Source organism: Chryseobacterium sp. FP211-J200 (assembly GCF_001643375.1).
GTDB classification, from domain to species: domain Bacteria; phylum Bacteroidota; class Bacteroidia; order Flavobacteriales; family Weeksellaceae; genus Epilithonimonas; species Epilithonimonas ginsengisoli.
Genome location: NZ_LSHB01000040.1, coordinates 39,482 through 62,388 on the forward strand (window position 1 = coordinate 39,482; position 22,907 = coordinate 62,388).

At 38.1% G+C, this 22,907-nt stretch carries 26 protein-coding genes; 8 read left to right on the forward strand and 18 right to left on the reverse strand.

All coding sequences use genetic code 11. The features are described 5' to 3' along the window. Window position 1 precedes the first annotated feature (1 nt). Together AXA65_RS12915 and AXA65_RS12920 are read right to left on the reverse strand one after the other, a co-directional pair. Window positions 2-1,411, reverse strand: a complete 1,410-nt coding sequence (locus tag AXA65_RS12915) for an MBL fold metallo-hydrolase (RefSeq protein ID WP_063970508.1) — start codon at window positions 1,409-1,411, stop codon at window positions 2-4. A 210-nt stretch (window positions 1,412-1,621) separates the two neighbouring features. After that, the gene (locus AXA65_RS12920; RefSeq protein WP_063970509.1) at window positions 1,622-2,104 is read right to left on the reverse strand and encodes a hypothetical protein; all 483 of its coding nucleotides are present in this window, start codon (window positions 2,102-2,104) and stop codon (window positions 1,622-1,624) included. A 196-nt stretch (window positions 2,105-2,300) separates the two neighbouring features. Here AXA65_RS12920 and AXA65_RS12925 point away from each other — a divergent pair, with 196 nt between their 5' ends. Both AXA65_RS12925 and mutS read left to right on the forward strand, forming a co-directional pair. Beyond that, a complete protein-coding gene (locus AXA65_RS12925) occupies window positions 2,301-3,167 on the forward strand; it encodes a cupin-like domain-containing protein (protein WP_063970510.1) in 867 nt (288 codons plus the stop codon). A 100-nt stretch (window positions 3,168-3,267) separates the two neighbouring features. Then, window positions 3,268-5,823 carry a DNA mismatch repair protein MutS gene (gene mutS, locus AXA65_RS12930; protein WP_063970511.1) on the forward strand — a complete coding sequence of 852 codons (2,556 nt, stop codon included), beginning with the start codon at window positions 3,268-3,270 and terminating at the stop codon, window positions 5,821-5,823. A gap of 3 nt (window positions 5,824-5,826) precedes the next feature. Here mutS and AXA65_RS12935 read toward each other — a convergent pair whose 3' ends face one another. Further along, a complete protein-coding gene (locus AXA65_RS12935; RefSeq protein ID WP_063970512.1) occupies window positions 5,827-6,021 on the reverse strand; it encodes a hypothetical protein in 195 nt (64 codons plus the stop codon). Window positions 6,022-6,080: 59 nt separating this feature from the next. Continuing rightward, entirely contained in the window at window positions 6,081-6,470 is a 390-nt protein-coding gene (locus AXA65_RS12940; RefSeq protein ID WP_063970513.1) for an energy transducer TonB, read from the reverse strand. A gap of 108 nt (window positions 6,471-6,578) precedes the next feature. Here AXA65_RS12940 and AXA65_RS12945 point away from each other — a divergent pair, with 108 nt between their 5' ends. Next, complete coding sequence (locus AXA65_RS12945; protein WP_131797817.1) at window positions 6,579-7,160, forward strand: hypothetical protein; 582 nt, start codon at window positions 6,579-6,581, stop codon at window positions 7,158-7,160. Beyond that, the gene (locus AXA65_RS12950) at window positions 7,157-7,531 is read left to right on the forward strand and encodes a DUF2809 domain-containing protein (protein WP_063970515.1); all 375 of its coding nucleotides are present in this window, start codon (window positions 7,157-7,159) and stop codon (window positions 7,529-7,531) included. The genes AXA65_RS12945 and AXA65_RS12950 overlap by 4 nt, the downstream gene beginning before the upstream one ends. Window positions 7,532-7,554: 23 nt before the next feature. On the opposite strand, the gene AXA65_RS12955 is transcribed toward AXA65_RS12950, so the two are convergent. The 5 genes from AXA65_RS12955 to AXA65_RS12975 form a co-directional block, all read right to left on the reverse strand. After that, window positions 7,555-8,088 carry a hypothetical protein gene (locus tag AXA65_RS12955; protein WP_063970516.1) on the reverse strand — a complete coding sequence of 178 codons (534 nt, stop codon included), beginning with the start codon at window positions 8,086-8,088 and terminating at the stop codon, window positions 7,555-7,557. A gap of 101 nt (window positions 8,089-8,189) precedes the next feature. After that, window positions 8,190-9,104, reverse strand: coding sequence for a YARHG domain-containing protein (locus AXA65_RS12960; RefSeq protein WP_063970517.1), 915 nt, complete (start codon window positions 9,102-9,104; stop codon window positions 8,190-8,192). Further along, a complete protein-coding gene (locus tag AXA65_RS12965; RefSeq protein WP_063970518.1) occupies window positions 9,007-9,735 on the reverse strand; it encodes a DUF2306 domain-containing protein in 729 nt (242 codons plus the stop codon). Before AXA65_RS12965 ends, AXA65_RS12960 begins: the two co-directional genes overlap by 98 nt. A gap of 12 nt (window positions 9,736-9,747) precedes the next feature. Next, window positions 9,748-10,080, reverse strand: a complete 333-nt coding sequence (locus AXA65_RS12970) for a bacteriophage spanin2 family protein (protein WP_063970519.1) — start codon at window positions 10,078-10,080, stop codon at window positions 9,748-9,750. 41 nt (window positions 10,081-10,121) lie between these two features. Continuing rightward, window positions 10,122-11,333: an NAD(P)/FAD-dependent oxidoreductase gene (locus AXA65_RS12975; RefSeq protein WP_063970520.1), complete on the reverse strand. Its 1,212-nt coding sequence runs from the start codon at window positions 11,331-11,333 to the stop codon at window positions 10,122-10,124. Between the two features lie 122 nt (window positions 11,334-11,455). On the opposite strand from AXA65_RS12975, the gene AXA65_RS12980 reads away from it, so the two are divergent. From AXA65_RS12980 to AXA65_RS12995, 4 genes are all read left to right on the forward strand, one after another. Then, window positions 11,456-11,950, forward strand: coding sequence for an acyl-CoA thioesterase (locus AXA65_RS12980; RefSeq protein ID WP_063970538.1), 495 nt, complete (start codon window positions 11,456-11,458; stop codon window positions 11,948-11,950). A gap of 74 nt (window positions 11,951-12,024) precedes the next feature. After that, window positions 12,025-13,080, forward strand: coding sequence for a thiamine-phosphate kinase (gene thiL / locus AXA65_RS12985; RefSeq protein WP_063970521.1), 1,056 nt, complete (start codon window positions 12,025-12,027; stop codon window positions 13,078-13,080). A 53-nt stretch (window positions 13,081-13,133) separates the two neighbouring features. Then, entirely contained in the window at window positions 13,134-13,940 is an 807-nt protein-coding gene (locus tag AXA65_RS12990) for a M48 family metallopeptidase (RefSeq protein WP_063970522.1), read from the forward strand. Window positions 13,941-13,969: 29 nt separating this feature from the next. Continuing rightward, the gene (locus AXA65_RS12995) at window positions 13,970-14,242 is read left to right on the forward strand and encodes a hypothetical protein (protein WP_063970523.1); all 273 of its coding nucleotides are present in this window, start codon (window positions 13,970-13,972) and stop codon (window positions 14,240-14,242) included. Between the two features lie 3 nt (window positions 14,243-14,245). Here AXA65_RS12995 and AXA65_RS13000 read toward each other — a convergent pair whose 3' ends face one another. The 9 genes from AXA65_RS13000 to pgi form a co-directional block, all read right to left on the reverse strand. Further along, window positions 14,246-15,091: an AraC family transcriptional regulator gene (locus AXA65_RS13000; protein ID WP_063970524.1), complete on the reverse strand. Its 846-nt coding sequence runs from the start codon at window positions 15,089-15,091 to the stop codon at window positions 14,246-14,248. Between the two features lie 220 nt (window positions 15,092-15,311). After that, window positions 15,312-15,926, reverse strand: a complete 615-nt coding sequence (locus AXA65_RS13005) for an outer membrane beta-barrel protein (RefSeq protein ID WP_063970525.1) — start codon at window positions 15,924-15,926, stop codon at window positions 15,312-15,314. Next, complete coding sequence (locus AXA65_RS13010) at window positions 15,910-16,728, reverse strand: ABC transporter ATP-binding protein (RefSeq protein WP_063970526.1); 819 nt, start codon at window positions 16,726-16,728, stop codon at window positions 15,910-15,912. Before AXA65_RS13010 ends, AXA65_RS13005 begins: the two co-directional genes overlap by 17 nt. Beyond that, entirely contained in the window at window positions 16,728-17,480 is a 753-nt protein-coding gene (locus AXA65_RS13015; protein ID WP_063970527.1) for an MlaE family ABC transporter permease, read from the reverse strand. The genes AXA65_RS13010 and AXA65_RS13015 overlap by 1 nt, the downstream gene beginning before the upstream one ends. A gap of 30 nt (window positions 17,481-17,510) precedes the next feature. Beyond that, the gene (locus tag AXA65_RS13020) at window positions 17,511-18,878 is read right to left on the reverse strand and encodes an exopolysaccharide biosynthesis polyprenyl glycosylphosphotransferase (protein ID WP_063970528.1); all 1,368 of its coding nucleotides are present in this window, start codon (window positions 18,876-18,878) and stop codon (window positions 17,511-17,513) included. 9 nt (window positions 18,879-18,887) lie between these two features. Further along, window positions 18,888-19,520 carry a 7-carboxy-7-deazaguanine synthase QueE gene (locus AXA65_RS13025; RefSeq protein WP_063970529.1) on the reverse strand — a complete coding sequence of 211 codons (633 nt, stop codon included), beginning with the start codon at window positions 19,518-19,520 and terminating at the stop codon, window positions 18,888-18,890. Beyond that, the gene (locus AXA65_RS13030) at window positions 19,513-20,397 is read right to left on the reverse strand and encodes a bifunctional 5,10-methylenetetrahydrofolate dehydrogenase/5,10-methenyltetrahydrofolate cyclohydrolase (protein ID WP_063970530.1); all 885 of its coding nucleotides are present in this window, start codon (window positions 20,395-20,397) and stop codon (window positions 19,513-19,515) included. Before AXA65_RS13030 ends, AXA65_RS13025 begins: the two co-directional genes overlap by 8 nt. 13 nt (window positions 20,398-20,410) lie before the next feature. Continuing rightward, window positions 20,411-21,139, reverse strand: coding sequence for an FkbM family methyltransferase (locus AXA65_RS13035; RefSeq protein ID WP_063970531.1), 729 nt, complete (start codon window positions 21,137-21,139; stop codon window positions 20,411-20,413). Between the two features lie 3 nt (window positions 21,140-21,142). Then, window positions 21,143-22,786 carry a glucose-6-phosphate isomerase gene (gene pgi / locus AXA65_RS13040; RefSeq protein ID WP_063970532.1) on the reverse strand — a complete coding sequence of 548 codons (1,644 nt, stop codon included), beginning with the start codon at window positions 22,784-22,786 and terminating at the stop codon, window positions 21,143-21,145. Window positions 22,787-22,907 lie beyond the last annotated feature (121 nt).

A 22,907-nucleotide genomic window follows, 5' to 3' on the forward strand; every position in this document is an offset into this window, starting at 1 on the left:
ATTACAAAGTTTTGGTCTGACAAATAAAATTACTCGTCGGAACTTTTTCCAATTTTTTTATTTCATTAAAACCGCCTTGCACTTCTGTAAAATTACGATAACCTCTTGACTGCAAAATACTTGCCGCAATCATACTTCTGTAACCGCCAGCACAATGGATGTAAAAATGTTCAGAATGATCAATGGAATTGACCCAATCATTGATGTAAGCCAATGGTTTGCTATAAGCTTCATCAATGTGTTCGGCTTCGTATTCTGATTCTTTTCTGACATCAATAACTTTCTGACCTTCAGCGTATTCAGAAACAAATTGTTCTGCAGAGATCCTTGTGACCTCATCGATTTCTTTTCCGGAATTTTTCCAACTTTCGAATCCGCCTTCCAAAAATCCAATCACATTATCAAAACCAACTCTACTCAATCTCGTAATAACCTCTTCTTCCGAACCAAGATCTGAAACCAGAATAATAGGCTGCTGCACATCCACGATCATCGCACCCACCCAAGGTGCAAAATCACCTTTGATGCCGATATTGACAGAGTTTGGAACAAAACCAATATGAAAATCTGCTGCACTTCTGGTATCCAAGATCAAAGCTCCGGTTTCTTCTGCTGCCAGTTCAAAATCTTCAACTGAAATGGGATTATTTCCTTTTTTGAGGACTTTTTCGAAACTTTCGTAGCCGCCTTTGTTCAAAGCAACGTTCATCCCGAAATATTTTGGAGGGGCGGTCAAACCGTCGAGAACTTCATCAATAAAACTTTCTTTGGTTGGTTGATTCAGCGCATAATTGGTTTTTTTCTGATTACCTAAAGTATCGACCGTTTCCTTCTGCATATTCTTTCCACACGCAGAACCAGCACCGTGAGCCGGATAAACTGTGATAGAATCTTCCAATGGCAAGATCTTCGTGTGAAGACTTTCGTACAGCATACCAGCCAGATCTCTTTCTGTAATTTCGCCCGATTTCTGAGCGAGATCTGGTCTTCCGACATCGCCTAGAAACAAGGTATCACCTGAAAAAATAGCCGTTTCTTTTCCATCTTCATCAATTAAAAGATAGGTTGAACTTTCAAGGGTATGACCTGGCGTGTGAAGAACTTTTATTTTAATTTTTCCTACTTCAAAGATCTGCTCATCTACCGCAATGATTGCTTCGAATTCCGGTTTTGCGGTTGGTCCATAAACGATTGGCGCTCCTGTTTTTTTGGAGAGATCCAAATGGCCGGACACAAAGTCTGCATGGAAATGAGTTTCAAAAATATATTTGAGTGTCACCTCGTCTTTTTGCAGACGGTTGAGGTAAGGTTTGATCTCTCTAAGCGGATCAATGATGGCCGCTTCGTTTTCGGAAACGATGTAATACGCTCCCTGCGCAAGACATCCTGTATAGATTTGCTCGATTTTCATTGTAAATCAGTAGATTATATTCAAAAGCTTCATAGTAGATCTATTTTTGGCTTTTGTGATTACAAATATGAGACTATTTAAAATATTTATAAATAAATTCTGAAAGATATTATGGATGATATCGATTTAAAATTAAACAACCGATTGGCTTTTTTGAAAATACGGTCATCGTTTTAGTTTGAGTTTTATTATCAATTTTACTCAAATCCATTATTTCACCAATGCCCAAATCCCAACACCAATGGCTGCATAAGCCACAACAGTAATGATATCCGCAGTTGGTTGGGAGAAACGTCTTTCAGCAATAGTTGATTGATCGATCTGATTTTTATGAAATTTTAGGATCTTCTTTGGTTTGTGGATGACGTGGGCAACCAGCGAATCGCTTTCCCATTTGTCTACTTGAATTTTATAAGGTTTTCCTCCTACTTCTATTTTGAAGTATTTATTAGCTTCCAATTTTTCCTGGACATTCAGCGGTTGATTTGGTGTATTACCTTTGCTAGTCTTAGTTTTTTGTGACGTTTGTGATTCCATATTGGCTCGCGCTGCAGCCATTTTGCCTGCAGCCTCATCGGTTCTAACCTGTGGTTTTCGAGTCTCTTGTGGTTTTTCCTCGCCTTCTGCTTTCACTTTATAAGTGTAACAGCTTATCAGAGAAAAAGATATAAAAAGGAGATAAATATTTTTCATTAGCCAAATTTAAGAATTAAACGGATTATTTCTAATTTTCTTTTGAGACCTGCGATAAAAGTAAAAATACATCGAAAATACTTTCAAGTTTAATTGATTAACAAAAGCTTTTATTGAAATTAGCAAGTTTCTACCGGTAGTAATTTGATTTATAAAAATTATTATAACTTTATTTGGTTCAATAAACATCATCAATATGATTCTGGAAACCGTAGATACCTTGCAGGAAATAAGCAAAACCGATTTTCAAAATAAGTATTTCAAACCACAAAAACCATTGCTGATAAAGGGATTTGCCAAACAATGGACTGCTTATGACAAATGGAATCTGGACTATATCCGAGAAAAAGCCGGCGACCAGATCGTTCCCATCTACGACAACAGACCTGCAGATGCCGCCAAAAGTTCGGATGATCCAGTGATGAAAATGAAGATGAAAGATTATATAGATGTCATCAAAAGCAAACCTTCCGACCTTCGTATTTTTTTCTACATTATTACAGACCGGTTGCCAGAATTATTGAAGGATTTTACTTACCCAGACCTTGGGATCAAGTTTTTCAAGCGGCTGCCAACTCTTTTTTTTGGAGGGAGCGAAGCACATGTTTTGATGCACTATGATGTGGATCTTGGGGATTTTATGCACATCCATTTTGGTGGTAAAAAAAGGATCTTGTTGTTTGACCAAAAGCAAAATGAGTTCTTGTACAAAGTGCCATTATCCGTCCACACCATTGAGGAGATCGATTACGAAAATCCAGATTATGAAAAATATCCTGCCCTGAAATATGCGAAAGGCCACGAGATCTACATGGACCATGGCGATGCCCTTTTCATTCCCGGTGCGGTCTGGCATTTCAACCGTTATCTGGAACCTGGCTTCTCTCTTTCTTTAAGAGCCTTGCCCAATAGACCTTCCAAGTTCGTCAGTATGTTGTACCACGTCTTTGTAATGCGATTTACAGATAAGCTGATGCGGAAGATATTCAAAGCCAAGTGGATAAAATATAAGGAAGACCTGGCTTATAAAAACAGTCACAAAGCACTACAGAAAAAGCTTTGAAAATAAAATTCCTATTTCCAAATTCCCGTTTAGCTCTTAATTAATTTCGTATTTTAGCGCTTCTAAAATCAGAACTTTGGCTAAGAAAGAAACCCCGTTAATGACGCAGTACAACACCATCAAGGCAAGATATCCTGATGCACTTTTGCTGTTCCGCGTGGGAGATTTCTACGAAACCTTTGGGCAGGACGCCATCAGGACTTCTCAAATCCTAGGAATTGTTCTGACCAAAAGAGCCAATGGTGAAGGTCATATCGAGTTGGCCGGATTTCCCCATCATTCCGTAGATTCTTACTTACCAAAACTCGTAAGAGCCGGATTGCGTGTTGCAATTTGTGACCAATTGGAAGACCCAAAAACAGTCAAAGGCATCGTGAAACGCGGCGTGACAGAATTGGTGACGCCGGGTGTTACCTTCAACGACCAGGTTTTGAGTTCCAAGAAAAATAATTTCCTGCTTTCTCTTCACAAAGAAAAGGAGAAATACGGATTGGCTTTGGTAGATGTTTCTACAGGAGAATTTCTTGTGAGCGAAGGAAACTTGGAAAAATTGCTTCACATCGTTCATACGTTCGACCCGAGCGAAATTATCTATCAAAGAACCACAGAACTTCCGACTCAATTAAAAAATAAAAGTGCTTTCAAGCTCGAGGATTGGGCGTTCAGATATCCTTATGCTTACGAGAAACTGACTGCTCATTTCAAAACACAATCACTGAAAGGTTTTGGGATTGAGGAACATAAATTGGGTGTTACCGCTGCAGGAGCCATTTTCGCTTATTTAGTTGAAGATACGCATCACGCACTTTTACAGCATATTACAAGAATCAATCTGATTCCGCAAGACGATTATCTGATGATGGATGGTTTTACTTTGAGGAATCTGGAAATCGTTTATTCGGCGAGTCAGCAAGGGAAATCGCTTTTGGATATTATCGATAAAACTTCCACGCCAATGGGCGGAAGATTGTTGAGAAGACGGATCATTCTTCCTTTAAAAAATATCAGCGACATCAACAGAAGACTCAACCTCATCGAGTTTCTGAACAAAGAAGATGCTTTGAAATATGACATAAAGGATCTATTGAAAGGCATTTCCGATCTGGATAGATTAATAGGAAAATTGGCCGCCGAAAAGATCTCACCGAAAGAATTAGGTTACCTCCGTCAATCGGTTGTCAACATTCAGGAAATCAGGACAAAACTGTTGAAATTTCCGGACGTTTTAGCTTGGCTTGACCCCATTATCAACCTTGATGAGCTGATCGACTTTATTAAAAATCATTTGAATGATGAGCTTCCGGTCAATATCAACAAAGGCAATGTCATCCGGGAAGAAATTTCAGAAGAACTTGATCATCTGAGAAATATTCAAAGTAAAGGTCGCGGATTTCTGGACGAAATGTGCCAGCGCGAAATCGAAAGAACGGGGATCACAAGTCTGAAAATTGATTTCAACGGTGTTTTTGGTTATTACATCGAAGTTCGAAATACACATAAAGACAAAGTTCCTGCTGAGTGGATCCGTAAACAAACTCTCGTAAACGCTGAACGTTACATTACGGAAGAACTTAAAGAATACGAAACTCAAATCCTTGGCGCAACTGATAAAATCAGCGCATTAGAATTCAAACTCTACAGAAACGTTTGCGATAATGTGATGATATACATCGACCAATTGCAGGAAAATTCAAAATTGATTGCACAACTAGACTGCGCAGTTGGCTTGTCAGAATTGTCGGTTGAGGATAATTACACCAAACCGATTCTGAACGATTCATTCTCCATCAACATTCAGGAAGGACGTCATCCAATCATCGAAAAATCTTTACCTCTTGGTGAATCTTACATTCCGAATGATGTTTTCCTGGACAGAGATTCTCAGCAGATCATCATGGTAACCGGACCGAATATGGCGGGTAAATCTGCAATCTTAAGACAAACGGCGATTATTTCTTTGCTCGCTCAAATCGGAAGTTTTGTTCCCGCAAAACACGCTGAGATTGGAACTTTAGATAAAATATTTACGAGAGTTGGCGCTTCGGACAATCTTTCTGCCGGCGAATCTACTTTTATGGTAGAAATGAATGAAGCGGCGAATATCCTTAATAATATCTCGGACAGAAGTTTGATCTTGCTTGATGAGATCGGGCGTGGAACTTCCACTTACGACGGTGTTTCCATCGCTTGGGCGATCGCAGAATATCTTCATCAACATCCAACGCAACCGAAAACTTTATTTGCAACTCATTATCACGAGCTGAACGAAATGTCCATCAATTTCGAGCGAATTAAGAATTTCCACGTTTCCATTCAGGAAGCGAAAGGAACAATTATCTTCTTAAGAAAATTAATTTCTGGCGGAAGCGAACATAGTTTTGGGATTCACGTGGCGAAATTGGCTGGAATGCCTTCGAAAGTGGTAAACCGTGCGAATGAGATCTTGAAAACTTTGGAATCTAGCAGATCCACCCAAGAATCTGGCGACAAAATAAAACGCGTCACCGAAGAAAATCTTCAACTTTCATTTTTCCAATTGGATGATCCGGTTCTGGAAAATATCCGCGAAGAACTCACAAAAATTGACATCAATACTTTGACGCCAATTGAAGCTCTCATGAAGCTGAATTCGATTAAGAAAATGATTGGGAAATAATCCCTATTTAGCTGAATCTTTTTTAACCGCAACCGTATCCACTTTCTTAGAATCCGTAGAAAGTGCTGCAGAATCTACGCCTTCATTTCGCATATGTTCTGCGCTGTGGTCGTCTTTACGCTGTTCACGCTTGTCTTTGTCTGGGATACAGCTGGTAGCCAATAATGCGAACGAACTGAATATGAATAACTTTTTCATCGGAATAAATTTTGTGGTTATGTGATATAAAAATGGTCAAAAATCAAACCGAAAATTTATTATTCTGCATTGAACGCAGCAGGAAATCTAAATTGTGATCTAGCCGGCTTCCCATCAGACATTGCTGGAATCCATTTTGTTTTAATTTTTTTGACCGCAGCTACGCTTGCTGTGTTGAAATCTGCATTAGCTCCTTCCGCTTTGACATCAGAAATAGTTCCGTCTTTCTCTACCATAAAAGAAACAGTGGTACGAAAAACACCTTTTTGTTTTATGTCTTTTGTTTTGATATTGTTTACAAACTCTGTTCTAAAAGCTGCAATCCCACCGGGAAAAGACGCTTGCTGCTCTACAGGTCCAACAACCGTTTCCTTCGGCGCAACGCCAACTTCTTGAGAAAAAGTCAAAATGCTTGAGAAAATCCCAAAAATTAAAATCAATTTTTTCATAATCCTTTTTTACCCAAAGATATTGATTTGTTTAATTTGATGGTGATATCAAATACAATTTTTAAATTTGATCATATTAGAATCAATCGTCTGGGAAATTTTAAATTTTTGGAAACGCACAATTTCTTCTCAAAATATGAGACGGCGATAGCGTTTGGATTGCTTGCCTTGCAATATCTTTTCATCGCAATGTTTCCGAATACCCAAAATTCCGATATTGAGAAAAATTACATCTATCTCTGGTTCTTTGATATTTTCCTGGCCATTCCGATTATCATTCTGACTTATTTTCCAGATTTGGTCAGGCGGATCATCTTATTAGTTATTCTAGTAAGTGCTTTCGCATTTTTCTTTTTCAAATTTGGTTTCAATTCCGTTTATTTCAATACATTTATTGCGATATTTTTGGCAAATCGATTTTTACTCTTCAACCTGAGTCCGGAAGACCAAGAGAATTTAACAGGTGACAAGTTCAAACGGTTTTTGTTGGCATTTCCCGTCGGTTTTGTGGTGACAGTCGCAGAATCGATCTTAGGGAAAATCGGCATCATCCATCACGAGAGATTGGGTGAAAATAGCGTCGTGATGTCAACATTCGGCAAGGTTTTTCTCTTCGTGAGTTATTACGGCTTGATCTCTTATCTGGAATATCGAAAAGTCAAATATCCTAACCGTAAATTCTTTTTATGAAATTCAATCTAAAATATTTCCTGATCGCTGTTGCAATTTTCGTTGTCGAAGTTTTGATTGCTACAAAACTGAAAGATATTTTCTTCGTTAGAGCTTATCTGGGCGACGTTTTTGTGGTGATGCTGATGTACTATTTCATCAAAGCTTTTTTCGACCTCGATGCTACAAAACTGATCATTGGGATTTTTGTTTTCTCTTGTTTAATAGAATTTCTCCAGTATTTTCATTTTGGAGAATTACTAGGTTTCAAAGACAATAGGATTGTGATGATTGTGCTGGGAAATTCCTTTAGCTGGATCGATATTCTTTGCTATTTCGCAGGATGCGTGATTTTGTATTTGATTGAATTTAGGAATTTATCAAAAGTTTAATTCTAATATTTTATAAATGAAATTTAATGCCCTTCAACATAACTCATATATTCCTTCATATAATTCAAAGATCTGTCACTCATTGTAGAGAACTCGAAAATCTCATTTTTTCTGACAACATATCTTGTATTAAATGTTCGGTTGCAGTTGCCATCACCGGCGTGAGACACCTCATCTAATAATTCGTAATTCTTCGTAGCAATTTCTTCATTATCAAATTCATAGACGCAGATCTTAAATTCATAATAATAGCTTCTTAATTTCTTTTTTGAATAAGCTCGGCTATTGTATTTTATTTTTTTGGAATTACTTTTTACCGAGTAAGTTCGCATGCCAGTACTTTCGATATTATATTGTATATGCTTCACACAATCGAAGACAAAACGATATTCCGGTTCTTCATTTTCCACTGTATGTGCCGAAATGGAAAAGTCGTTCTTTTCTAATTCGTTTGTCAAATTGTTTATGATATCAGTATTATCAGGCTTATTAACTGTTCGGATGGTATCTTGGATATATTTTGCATTGAATAATTGATACATAATCGAATCTTCCACATTTTTATGACAAGAGTATGTTATCAAACAATTGAAGATCACTAAAATGCAGAAAAAGAAGCCTTTGTTTAATTGATGTTTACGCCTCATATTTCTGATGATTACCGCCCAAAAGTATCGTAATGGTCTTCCGCGTATTTGATAAAACGATTGAGAAGTGCCGCATTTTCCTTTTCTAAAGGTGAAAGTTCCGCGTCCACATTGTTAGAAACCGGAACATACCAATCCGACTGATTGAAGAATTGACGGAAAGTCTCTTTCTTGAACGAGTAGCCGTGTCTTGCAAAAATGGCGTTCTTGATGATCTCCATATCCAGTTTTGGCAGGTTTTTCAAATCCTTTTCCGTGAGTTTCTGCTTCGAAGCGTTGATGGCGAAGATCGCATTGGTCGCGTATCGCTGTTGGTCCGTCTCGTAGGTTCCTTGGTCATTACCATTTTCATCTTTTCCGAAGGACATTTTTTTCATTTTATGGCTTGTCCAGTCCACAACGTCTGTGTCTTTATCCAGCATGAAGTTTGGATTGTAAACAAATTCTTTCTTCACGAGTTTTAAGCCTTTCTTTTTTATCCTCACAGCAGTTTGATCAAATGCGGTCCAAATTCCAACCAAACTGTCGCCTTTTATTTTAACATCAAACCTCCCATCGGTTTTATCATCTCCTGGCTCATCCAAAATAAACGAATTGGTATTCTCATTCAGGATTCCGCGAAAAAGTCTTTGATTGCCATTCAGAACACTTTGTCCGTAAACGCTATCCTTGGTGATCTTATTAATTTTAAAGGAAATCTTTTTCACCATATCTTCTTCGTCATATTCACCATCATTGATACTATAATCTGGAGAAAAAAAACCGTAATAGACGCCGTACATTTCCTTATGAATTTCCGGAGTCTGATTTGCAATTAAGGAATCTTTCTCAGGTTTCGTTTCGCTGATCTCTGTCTTTTCTTTTTTGCAGGAAATCACAGTAAGAGATAAGATCAGGCTTGTTAAAATCAAGTTTAAGTGTTTCATCGTCTTTGTTTTTGATCAAATATTCTACTAACAATAAGTTCGGAACCCAACCAAGCCACGCAATGATCTGATAAACATCCATAGGATTGGGATGGAATAAATATACTAAAATTACTTTCCACATTCTCAATGTAATTGCAGAAAGTGCCAATGCATAACTTCGCCACATCCAAAATTGATGCTGCTGAATATTTCGTTTCCGAATTTCTGTGTAAGATCTGTAAGTCGTGTAGAACCAAAGAATTCCCAAAACAACAAATGAGACTTTCGCAATTGATCCGCCATTGGCAAAAATACCGATATAAATCCCTGATAATGATGATAAAAGCAACGTCACAAAAACATAGATCCGCCCTGAAAACCGATGCAGATATTTTAAATTTTTATCAAAAAAAACAGCAATAAATCCTGCCATCAAAGCGAAAATACTGCTGTAAACGTGTACGTAAAAAATCGGTAGATATTCCGGTCTGGAAGTGACTTCCGTTTGTTTGATCATTAGAAAACTGACATTGGAACTGGTTGGAATATAGTCCAACGTGATCTTCAGCATCAATCCAAAAAAGTAAATAAAAGTAATTGCGACAATGGCTTTTACAATGACAACTTTGGACTTGATAAAACGGAGCATTGCCCTATTTTTTTAAATCGGAATGAAAATAAGAGCAGCGATAGCAGCCAGCGCAATGGCAGCAGAAAGCAAAATGTCCGGTTTCTTGATCTCTCTCACCTCGCTCTTCTCGATCTCAACCATCTCTCCGGCTTTGTTTTTACCGTAGATCTTGGTAGCATCCACCTTCAGAACTTCGATTTTTTGAGATTTTGCATCCTTGGTCTGGATCGTATATTTTTTATAAAGTTCTATCGAGTTGTCGTACATCGGCTTGTTGGGAGAAACCACTCTTGTCTGGCAAGAAGCAAGGATGAAAAACACCGATAAAACTAGAATTCTAAGTATATTTTTTGAATATTTCATTTTAAATTAAATATGTTTTCAAAGTTAATAAAAGATTTGATTCAAATAGAATTAAGATGTTGCGAAATCAGCCAACCCTCACTCCAACAAGCTTGGAAATTAAACCCACCTGTAACCGCATCTATATCAAGAACTTCGCCAGAAATATAAAAATCAGGAAGAATTTTTGACGCCATATTTTTGAAGTTGATTTCTTTCAGATCAACACCTCCGGCTGTTACGAATTCGTCTTTAAAAGTCGATTTTCCCGTGACTTTCAATTTTTTAGCACAAAGGTTTTCCAGGATCAATGACATTTCTTTTCCGGAAAGATTAGCGATCTGTTTATCCGGATCAATGTGATTGACTTCCAAAATCTTGTTCCAAAAACGGTTGGTCACTTCAAATATTTTGGATTGCCCGATGGACCGTTTCGGATTGCTGTTTTTGAATTCTTTCAATTCGTCTTCAGCTTCTGAGATTGGTTTGGAGATGAAATTGACCTCGATATCAAAAGTATATTTCAACTTCGCCAGATTTCTAGCTTCCCATGCCGAAATCTTCAAAATCGCAGGACCAGAAAGTCCCCAATGTGTGATGAGAAGTGGACAGGACTCTTCCGTCTTCAAACTTGGAATGCTGACTTCTGCATTTTCGAAACTCGTTCCCGGAAGGTCTTTCAACAAATCATCTTTGATATTGAAAGTAAAAAGCGAAGGAACCGCCTCCACAATTTTGTGTCCAAGATTTTGGATTAATTTGACCGACTTCGGAGAACTTCCAGTCGTATAAATAACGATGTCTGCAGTGAAATCGCCTTGTTTCGTCCTGATCAGATAAGCTTCATCTTGTTTAATGATCTCAGAAACGGAAACCTGAGTTTTGACTTCGAAGTTTTTATTTTTAACTTCATTGACCATCGCATTGATGATACTTTGCGAAGAATCTGTGGTCGGGAAGACACGGTTATCCTTTTCGATCTTCAAAGGCACACCTCTGGTTTCAAACCAATCCATCGTGTCGCCAGGTTGAAACTTTGTGAAAACACTCAGCAATTCGCGGTTTCCCCTTGGGTAGAAATTCACCAATTCTCTTGGGTCGAAACAAGCGTGCGTCACGTTGCACCGGCCACCTCCGGAGATTTTCACTTTCTGTAAAACATCCGAATTTTGCTCGAGGATTGTCACATAATATTGGTTCTCATCAAGATTTGCAGCCGTAAAAAATCCAGCTGCGCCGCCTCCAATGATGATGATTCTTTTCTTTTTTGACATTAATCTAATTTTCTTCAGTAACAAATATGTCTCGCCTTCGTCACTTTGTATTCGATGCACAAAATTACATTTTTAAGATCCATCTCAAATGGTTAATTTTGAAGAATATTAAAATCGAAAACATGTCTGTTTATTACCATAAATTTGAAGTACGCTGGAGCGATATCGACGCGAACCGTCATCTTGGAAACTCCACTTATGTAGATTACTGTTCACAAACCCGAATGGCCTTTCTCAACAAAAACAAGATCGGCTTGACACAACTCAACCGTTGGGGCGTGGGTCCGGTGATGATGCATGAGAAATATTCTTTCTTCAGAGAGATCTATGCTGACCAGACAGTTTATGTAGGCTTGGAGGTTGCTGCAATCTCAGAAGATGGTTCTATCTATCAGTTTGTTCACAAATTTTATTTGCCTGATGGAACACATTGTGCAACAGCTGAAGCAACAGGTGTTTGGATCGATATCATGTTGAGAAAAATCACAACACCGCCGGAAGACATCACCTTGGTCATGAACGAATTCAAATCTGAGAATGTGAATGTGATCACAAGAGAATTCCTGAAAACATTGCCTTTCCGACCGGAGAACATTGGTCCTGAAATATTCAAATAAATGATCATTGATAATCGATTAAAAATTTTTTTTCGTTTGTCATTGATCAATCATCATTAATCAATTATAAAAAAATGCTCGAAGATAAATCACAAGAACTGACGCCCATTTCCAAACTTGGAGAATTTGGTTTGATCAAACATTTGACGGAAAGTTTCCCGATTGTTCAGAATTCCACAAAACTTTCTATCGGCGATGACGCGGCGATCATTGATTCGGAAGGTCAAAAAGTGGTCGTCTCTACCGATATGTTGGCAGAAGGAATCCATTTTAATTTAGGATATGTTCCATTGAAACATTTGGGTTATAAAGCCGTTGTTGTCAACCTCAGCGATATTGCTGCGATGAATGCAACACCAACTCAAATCTTGGTTTCTGTTGCCGTTTCCAGTCGTTTTCCTGTGGAAGCTTTGGAAGAAATTTACGACGGTATCGCCCTAGCTTGCAACAGATACAAAGTTGACCTAGTTGGCGGAGATACAACAAGTTCCAACACTGGTTTGGTGATAAGCATCACAGCCATCGGACTTGAAAAAGAAGAAAATATAGTCAAAAGAAGTGGTGCAAAACCAAATGACCTTTTGGTAGTTACAGGAGATCTGGGAGGCGCTTATTTAGGTCTACAGATTTTGGAAAGAGAACATTCTGTTTATTTGGCAAATCCGAATATGCAACCCGAAATGGAAGGCTACGATTACATCCTCGAAAGACAATTGAAACCAGAAGCAAGAACGGATGTTAAAACGAAATTAGCAGAATTGGATGTTCTTCCAACCTCGATGATCGACGTTTCTGATGGCTTAGCTTCTGAGATCCTACATCTTTCTGACCAGTCGAAAGTTGGATTCAATCTTTACGAAGAAAAGATCCCGATGGACGAAACAACTATTCACACAGCAGATGAATTAAACCTGAATCCAGCAATGGCAGCGTTAAATGGTGGTGAAGATTATGAATTACTTTTCACAATCTCTCCAAATGATTTTGATAAGATCAAAAATCATCCTGACTTTACGATCATTGGTCACGCCACAGAAAACAATGAAGGTAATTTCTTGATCGCAAGAGGTTCCAACCAATTGATTCCATTGACAGCCCAAGGCTGGGATGCATTCCTTAATAGAGAATAATTTTTTGGAACAGAACTTGTAAAGCACAAATAATATTTAAAATATCAAAAACGATGAAAATTGTAAAAATTTCGACTTTAATATTGGCTGGTCTTGGCATTACTGCTTGTGTTACCAATCCTGTGACCGGAAGATCATCTATCCAGATCGCCAATAACAGTGAGATCGCCACTGCTGCAGCCACAGAATATAGAACGACGCTTTCCAGTGCGAAAGTGGTCAATGGAACGGCAGATGCCAATAGAGTGAAAAACGTGGGCGCAAAGATCAAGAATGCAGCTTACGCTTATTATAAAAGTATCGGAAGAGAGTCTGCATTGTCCGGCTATAATTGGGAATTCAATCTTATCCAAGACAAACAATTGAATGCTTGGTGTATGCCTGGTGGAAAGGTTGCTTTCTACACTGGAATCATGCCAATCTGTAAAGATGATAATGGCGTTGCTGTCGTAATGGGACACGAGATTTCTCACGCCTTGGCAGGACATGGTAACGAAAGGATTTCTCAAGCAATGCTTGCACAGTACGGCGGAAGTTTAATTGGTGGATCGATGTCCAATAGCCAATGGGCAGGAATCTTCGAAAAACTATACCCAGTCGGTGCGCAAGTTGGATTGTTAGCTTACGGAAGAAAACAAGAATCTGAGGCAGACGAAATGGGACTTCAGCTAATGGCAATGGCTGGTTATGACCCAAGAAGCGCTACTTCATTTTGGCAAAGAATGGAAGCATCTTCCACAGGAAACAGACCTCCGGAATTCTTATCCACTCACCCGAACCCTGCTAACAGAATTGCTGACCTGAATGCAGATATGCCAAAAGCTTTACAATATTACAAAGCCGCTGGAGGTAAACTTTAATTCATTATCTTAGTAAAAACATTTAGAAGATGAAAAGTTTAGTTGTAATCGGTATTATTTTATTAGGACTTGGGGCATTGTTGTTTTATCTGAATGATATGGCCATAGACCTCAGAGTGATCTATGGCGCACTTTCTGGAATCGGAATTGGATTGATCATAGGCGGATTGGTAGGCTATGTCAGCAAAGGCAATGCTGTGAAGGAGGCACAACTGAGAAACGAATTCAAGCAGCTTCAAAAAGAAAAAGCGGAGTTGGAAAAACAGCGCGTTGAAAATAATCTAAATAGCGGAAGTCTTTAATAACTAAAGACTTCTTATAAATTGCCCAGGCGTTGTCTTGGTATATTTCTTAAAAATCTTATTGAAATATGTAATATTATTAAAACCTGTAGCATAGCAGCTTTCTGCTATGCTTTTTTCTTGTGAAAGCAGAACGCAAGCTTTATCGATCCTGTATCGGTTTACAAATTCTACAAAAGTGATGGAAGTTGCCTTTTTGAAAAAATTACAGAAAGCCGGCTTTGTCAGGTTGGCCAAGTCTGCAGCCTGTTGAATATCAACCTCATTCTGATAACCATTTTCCACATAAGTGAAAACCGCCTCCAATCTAACCCTATTTCTGGAAACGATGGTGTAAGGCATTATTTCGGTATTCAATAGTTCGTAATCCTCTGTTTTTGAAAGTTCAAAGAGAAGGTCCAAAAGTAGCAGATATCTGGTATAACCTTCTGCTTTTGTAATAAGCTCCAATTTGGGAATGATCTGTTTCTTGACCTCTGAAGAAAAAAGAACGCCGTAGCGTGACATCTCCAGAAGTTTCTTGATCGAGTTGCTGTCTGTTTCACCTTCTGGCAACGAAAGAATTTCTTCTTTGAACAAAATTACGATTTCCTCGTGCGGATCGGTAGCGTTGAGACCAAGTCCGGAATGTGGGATATTAGAACCAATCAGCGCTAGAGCACCGTCTTCAAAATGACTTTTGTGGTAGCCAACGTGTCTGGTCCCTTTTCCCTTCAATACGCAAACAATCTCTATTTCAGGATGATAGTGGTATTTCCAATTAAGTTCCGAGATCGGAATGTCCTTAATATGCAATACTTTGAAGGAGCTGTTGTCGTCTGGCGAAATATGTTCTAGAATTACTTTCATTCCAGTTAATGCTAATTTTCTGTAAAAATAAACAAAACATATTAATATTGTTATGTTTTTTATTATTTGAGTTAAACGAATATTTAATTCCAGCCTTTACTTTTGTAAAACAAAATCAAGTTTCTCACAAAGTATTGATTTTGTGAATTTTTAAGGTCTATATATGAAGAAGGCTGGAAATTAATTTTTCCAGCCTTCTCATATTTTATTAAGGTAGATTTTAGTTAAAGTTGTAACCGATACCCAAGATGAACATACTTGGACGGTTGTCATAACGGATCTCCTGACCAGCTACAGATTTAAAAATTCTTGTATCCTTGGAGAATGCGCCTTCATATCTTGCATTAACAACAAATTTTGAAAGAGTTGCCTGAGCACCAAATTGATAACCTACTGTAAATTCGTTTCTAGCATCTTCTTTGAAACTTGCATAAGTTTTATCTGTACTTAGATTATAGGATGCTACAGGCCCTACGAATGCAGCTAACTTCCCTAACAAAAAGTTGTGCCCCAATAGAACTGGAACATCTATTCTATCACTCTTTGCTTCTAACTCAACACCGTCTACAGTATTTTTGTTTTTAAAAGAAGTGTAATAGATCTCTGGCATCACGAACCATCCACCAACTGGCGAACCAATTTTTGCAGCTAGTCCCACATTAAAGCCTGAAGTATTATCACCTTTGCTATCAACCGCATCATTGAAGGTCCCTCTCAGATTATCCCAGCTCGCAGATGATGTACTGAACAAAGCATTTGCTCTCAATCCAAATGTTACTTGCGAATAAGCAAATACACTTGCCAATACTCCAATAGTACTAATTAGTTTTTTCATTGTTGTCTTCTGGTTTATCATTAATTAAACTTGTTTGACCATTTTCTAACATAAATTCTCTCAGCTGCTTGAACAGTTCTGAGGAATAAACGAAATCTATAAGGTTTTTATTCTTTGCTGTCGTGAGCATATTCTTATCACCTTCCCATTCTTTGATCCCTAATCTCAGATAAAGGATCTTTTCACCAATGGTCATCACAGAGTTCATATCGTGCGTATTGATGATGGTTGTGGTGTTGTATTCTCGTGTTATTTCTAATAATAGGTCATCAATTACATTAGAAGTATAAGGATCCAATCCCGAATTCGGTTCGTCACAGAACAGATATTTCGGATTGTTTACGATGGCTCTTGCAATGGCTACCCTTTTCTGCATTCCGCCGGAGATCTCTGACGGATATTTTTTGTTGGCCTTGTCCAAGTTGACTCTACCAATTACCTCAAGAACTTTTCTTTTCTTTTCACGATAAGTAAGGTTGGTAAACATATCCAGAGGAAAACTGATATTCTCCTCCACGGTCATCGAGTCGAAAAGTGCACTTCCCTGGAAAACCGTTCCGATCTCTGACCTCAGGACCTGTTTATCTTCTCTTGACATCGTCATGATATCTCGGCCATCAAACAAGATACTACCGCTGGATGGTTCATAAACATTGAGAAGGGATTTTAGAAAAACCGTTTTTCCGGATCCACTTTGTCCGATGATCAGGTTGACCTTGCCTGTTTCGAAAGATGTTGTGATGCCTTTCAAGACCTCTACCTCATTATTGAAGCTCTTCCTTAGTTCTTTTACTTCTATCATTAGCTTAATAACATCTGGGTTAATAATAAATTCATGATGATCACGGCAATCATTGTCCAAACTACAGCCTGTGTACTAGCACGTCCCACTTCCAAAGAACCACCTTTTACATTATATCCAAAATAAGCCGGAATAGTTGCAATCAAAAAAGCAAAGGCAGCCGTTTTAAGAAAAGCATACCATATGAAATACGTTGGCATATACATTTGAATCCCAGTGATATAGTCAGCCTTTGTCCAGCTTCCTGTAGCAGCTCCTGCAAAATATCCTCCCAATATTCCCACCACGATGCTGATTGCAATAAGAATAGGATTGAAAACAACGCTGGCAACGATCTTTGGCAAGATCAAGAAATTAGCAGAGTTGACACCCATAATATCCAAAGCATCTATCTGTTCTGTAACCCGCATGGTTCCGATGCTGGACGCAATATACGACCCAACCTTACCTGCAAGGATCACAGAAATGATAGTTGGAGAAAACTCCAAGATCAAAACTACTTTGGTCGCGTAGCCAACAAAACTATTTGGAATAGGAAATGATGATGCACTGAAGTTGTTGAACATCTGAATAGCTACCACCGCGCCTACAAAAAAAGATGTAAACAGTACCAAACCAAACGAGTTGACCCCAAGGTCATAAAACTCTCTTGCCAGGAGTTTGAGATATACGTTCCTCTTTTGCGGTTTGCTGAGTGCTTTTCCCAGCAATATAAAGTATTCTCCAATAGATTCGAATAGTCTTTTTAACATAAAACAAAATTAGTTTTTTTCTTATAAATATCAGCGTGCATTTTTATCACCTACAATGATCAAAAATATAGTTTTCAGGATAATCACAATATCCATGCTAAAACTCCAATTTCGCACATAAAAAGAATCTGCAAGGATCCTTTTCTTCATCCCAATATTCATATCGCCCTCATCTCCTCGCAATCCGCTTACCTGTGCTAATCCTGTAATTCCTGGTTTTACCATGCTTCTAAGGCTGTATCTGCTGATCTTTGGTTTGTAAAAATCATCCACCAAAAGCATATGCGGTCTTGGCCCTACAATGGTCATGTCGCCTAACAATACATTGATGAATTGTGGTAACTCATCCATACTGGTTTTTCTTAGGAATTTGCCAATTTTAGTAATTCTTTCATCATCAACATCCGTGGTCCTTTCTGAACTTCCACTATTGGTCTTCATGGTTCTAAATTTCAAACAGTTGAAAACCTCATCGTGATAGCCATATCTTTTTTGAATGAAAAATACAGAACCTTTTGGGTCATTCATTTTGATCAATAAGATGATGATAGGAAACAACCAAGAGCAAATCCCAATTAAAACAATCAATGAAAACACAATATCGAATAATCTCTTGATTGTCAGATTCGTGAAAAAGTCGAGTGGATATTTTGCCTGAGAAAGGATTGGAACGGTCTCGATGTAACTGAATTCATACTCGAAGAAATCATTCTGAATAATGTTGGGAACCAGTGATATCCGAACTTTATTAATTTCTGCCTGACGGAAAAGTGCATTTTCAAAGTCTTTTTCCAATAGATGACCAGACGGAAGAAATATTGTGTGGATTCCATTGTCTTTCCAAAATTTGACAATATTTGGAATATTGAGATCTTCGGAAAAATTGTAGATCTTGTAACCGTAATCTTTTCTTTGATTGATGATATCTATAAGAATGTCCGAGGATGCACTTTCTCCAATGAACATTACATTTCTGTGATTGATCCCGATACTTCTTAAATATTTCAAAATGAAATAGATAAAACTTTTGATCGGTATTACGACCAATAAAAGGATGCCCGCCAGATAGAAACGTTCCGTCTTCAAAAAATCATTATTACTGACTTTTCCCAACATGACCACACCAATAAAGAAGAAAAAAACATGAATAAAGATCCTTTCCAAAAAAATGGTATAGGTAACGTTCCTCGGGATATGATACAATCTGGTTCTACCACTCAACAAAAGCCAGAAAAAACAAAGAAGTAAAATCGATAATAGATTTTGTTCCAAAGTCTCCGAATCATACTTGACCTCAAAATTCCTGAAATAATAAAAACAAAATACAGCCGCTACCAGAATCATATCCAGTAGGATGACAAATGTTTTGAAATATCTAGAATATCGAAGTCTTTGCATAAACCAGATTTAAGGAATATTCAAGTATTTATGCGTTTGGATAGACGATCTCCATTTTGGATTTTCCAAGATGAAGTCTGTGATCTTCGGGTACATGGCGTCACGCTTGCTCCATTCACTTTGAAGGTAAAGTTCGCAGTTATCATTCACCTTGTTGCCTTGTTCTTCAGCAAATTTGAAATCATTTTGATTAAAAATGATCATCTTCAGTTCGCTTGCAACATTATAAATATCCGCTAACGGAAGTCCAGTTTTCTTTGGTGAAAGTGTGATCCAGTCCAGATGTCCACTCATAGGATAGGCCCCGGAAGTTTCAATATGGATCGTGCAACCCAATTCTTTCAACTTCGAAGTTAAAATATCCAGATTCCACATCAACGGCTCGCCGCCTGTCAAAACAATGGTCTTGCAAAGTTTTGCAGCAGTTTCTGCAATCTCTTCCGTATTCATCAATGGATGAATTGTCGGGTCCCAGCTTTCCTTGACATCACACCAATGACAGCCAACATCGCATCCGCCCAAACGAATGAAATACGCCGCTTTCCCAGCATGAAATCCCTCTCCCTGAATAGTGTAAAAATGCTCCATCACTGGGAGCATTCTACCTTCTTTTAATAATATGTCTTCTTGTTCTTTAGTCATTATAAACCGAAGTTTTATAGGCAATGATGGTATTTTTCATCAGCATTGCGCGCGTCATTGGTCCTACTCCACCGGGAACTGGCGTTATCCAATCGGCTTTTTCTGCACAGCTGTCAAAATCGACATCACCCGCAAGATGATAACCTTTTTCGGACTCGTCTTCTACACGGGTAATCCCAACATCTACGATCACGGCGCCTTTCTTGATCATATCTCCTTTCAGGAAATTAGGATCGCCCAAAGCTGTGATCACAATATCTGCCTTCTTTGTATATTCTTCTATGTGTTCTGTGTAAGAGTGTGTTAGTGTTACAGTAGAATTTCCTGGGAAATCTTTTCTTCCCATCAGGATGCTCATTGGTTTCCCAACGATACGGCTTCTTCCGATGATCACACAGTCTTTACCTTTTGTTTCAATGTTATATCTTTCCAATAATGTCAAAATCCCAAATGGCGTTGCTGGTAGGAAAGTATCCATTTCCAAAGCCATTTTTCCAAAATTTTCCGGATGAAAACCATCCACATCTTTTCTTGGATCGATCGCCATGATGATCTTTTCTTGATCGATTTGCTTAGGTAGGGGCAACTGAACGATAAAACCATCCACAGCTTTTGACTTGTTTAGCTCATCGATTTTCTCCAACAATTCCGATTCTGAAACGGTACTTGGAAATTTGATCAAACTTGATTGGAAACCAACTTCCTCACAATCCTTCACTTTGCTGTTCACGTAAGCTTTGCTTGCGCCATTGTTACCAACCAGAATCGCCACCAAATGTGGTGCTCTTTTCTTATTGCCAAGGATTTTTTCAACCTCTTCTTTGATTTCAGCTTTTACCTCTTTTGAGACCTTGAGTCCATCTAGAATTTGTGCCATTTTACTTTTCTTTTTATTTTTTAATTAGATTTTTATTAATAAAAGAAACTTCATCAAAGGTTTCTGAAATTCCAAAAATAATGAAACCTTTCTCTTTCAATATTTTTAGAACCCTCAATGTTCTTTCTTTACCATTTTCAAAAAAACGATCATGAAATTCTATCAAAATCTGACCGATAAATAGATCCGATTTTACAATGTTTTCCAAAACATTATATTCCGAACCTTCGATGTCAATTTTCAGAATATCAATTTTTTGATGTCCCAGAAAATGAGCCGTATCATCCAGTGTTTTTAACTGAACATCGATTCCGTTTTCAAGATCGATATTACTCTGTTCTACTACACTTCCAGAAACAAAATCCGGATTCTTCGGAAAGTAGAATGTCGCCGGTCCGCTTTTATCACTGATTCCAAAATCATAAAATCTGAACTTTTCTGGCAGAATCTGATCAGAAATCCATTTCACTGATTTGGGTGTCGGATCAAATCCGTAGACGTTTGCATTATATTTTTTGATGACCTCCAGATCAAAAGAAATATCTTCTCCAATTCCAAATGAATAAACCACAGAATTTTCATCGATAAAATCAGTCGCTACGAAAAAACCGCCGTAGTCGTTACCCAACCATTTTTTTGGAATATTGATTTCCCTTTTCAAATGTTTGGTTTCCCCGCTTAAAATCAACTTGAAATAGTTGATCTTTCGCTTGATTTTATCTTTCAATTCCCGGCTGAGCATCAATTACTTATTTCCTTTATAATAATTGATCAGTCCGTTTGTAGAGCTGTCGTGTGTTTCCACTTTGCCTTCGTTCTCAAGTTCTGGAAGGATCTTTCCTGCCAATACTTTTCCAAGTTCAACGCCGAATTGGTCAAAACTGAAGATATTCCAGATCGCACCTTGAACGAAGATCTTGTGCTCGTACAAAGCAATCAATTGTCCTAATGTGAACGGCGTCAATTCCTTGAACAAGAATGAATTGGTGGGTGTATTTCCTGCAAAAACTTTATATGGTAAAAGGAATTCTGTTTCCTCTTCTGATTTTCCTGATGATTTCAGTTCTGTGAAAACCTCATCCTCCGTTTTTCCGAAAGCCAAAGCTTCTGTCTGTGCGAAATAGTTTGCCAACAAAATATCCTGATGCTCGCCTACTTCATTGACTGATTTTGCATAAGCGATAAAATCTGCCGGAATCAATTCTGTTCCTTGGTGGATCAGTTGATAAAACGCGTGCTGACCGTTGGTTCCAGGTTCTCCCCAGATGATCGGTCCAGTTTCGTACTCTACAAATTCGCCATTTCTGTCCACCGATTTTCCGTTGCTTTCCATATCACCTTGTTGAAGGTAGGCTGCGAAACGGTCAAGATATTGAGAGTACGGCAAAATCGCATAAGTTCCCGCTGCAAAGAAGTTACGGTACCAAATTCCTAAAAGTCCCATCAAAACGGGAACATTATTTTCTAATTCCGCAGTTTGAAAATGAACGTCTGTATCGTGTGCACCTCTCAACAATTGTTCGAAGTTTTCATAGCCAACAGAAAGGACGATGCTCAATCCAATCGCACTCCAAAGTGAGTAACGACCGCCAACCCAATCCCAGAATTCGAAGATGTTCTCTTCCGCAATTCCAAACGCTTTAACCGACTGAATATTAGTTGATAAAGCTACAAAATGTTTTGCTACATCAACCTCAGTTGCACCAGATTTCAAGAACCAATCTTTTGCAGATTTGGCATTGGTCATTGTTTCCTGAGTTGTAAACGTTTTGGAAGCAATGATGAAAAGTGTCGTTTCTGGGTTAAGGTCTTTAACCACCTCAGCCATATGATTCCCGTCCACATTGGAAACAAAATGCACGTTCAATCTGGTTTTGAAATGCTTCAACGCCGAACAAACCATCACAGGTCCAAGGTCTGAACCTCCAATTCCTACATTCACAACATCTGTGATCTCTTTTCCTGTAAAACCTTTGTGTGAACCAGAAATGATGCTTTCGGAAAAAGCTTTCATATGATCCAACACTTTTTTGATGGCAGGTTTGATATTTTCTCCGTCTACCAAAATCTCCTTATCCGAAAAATCTCTCAAAGCCGTGTGAAGCACTGCTCTGCCTTCAGTTTCGTTGATCTTTTCTCCTGCGAACATACTTTTGATTGCCGATTGCAGTTCCGTTTCTTTTGCTAGATCAAGCAACAATTCGATTGTTTTGGAATCAGCTAAGTTTTTGGAATAATCAAAAAGGAAATTTTCTGTTTCTAATGAAAATTCCTTAAAACGATTTTCGTTGTACTGGAAAAGCGTTCTCAATTCGAAATCGTTGTTTGCAAAGTGATCGTTTAGTGCTTTCCAAGCGGAGGTGTTGAGTGGATTTATTTTTGGTAACATATTTTAATTGTAAAGATTTATGATTGTCTGAACGACCTGCAAATTTAAGAAAAATTAGCCATTTGGTTTGTTTTTACAAGGGATGATTATCGGTCTTGTTAATTCTTTTAAATATATTTTA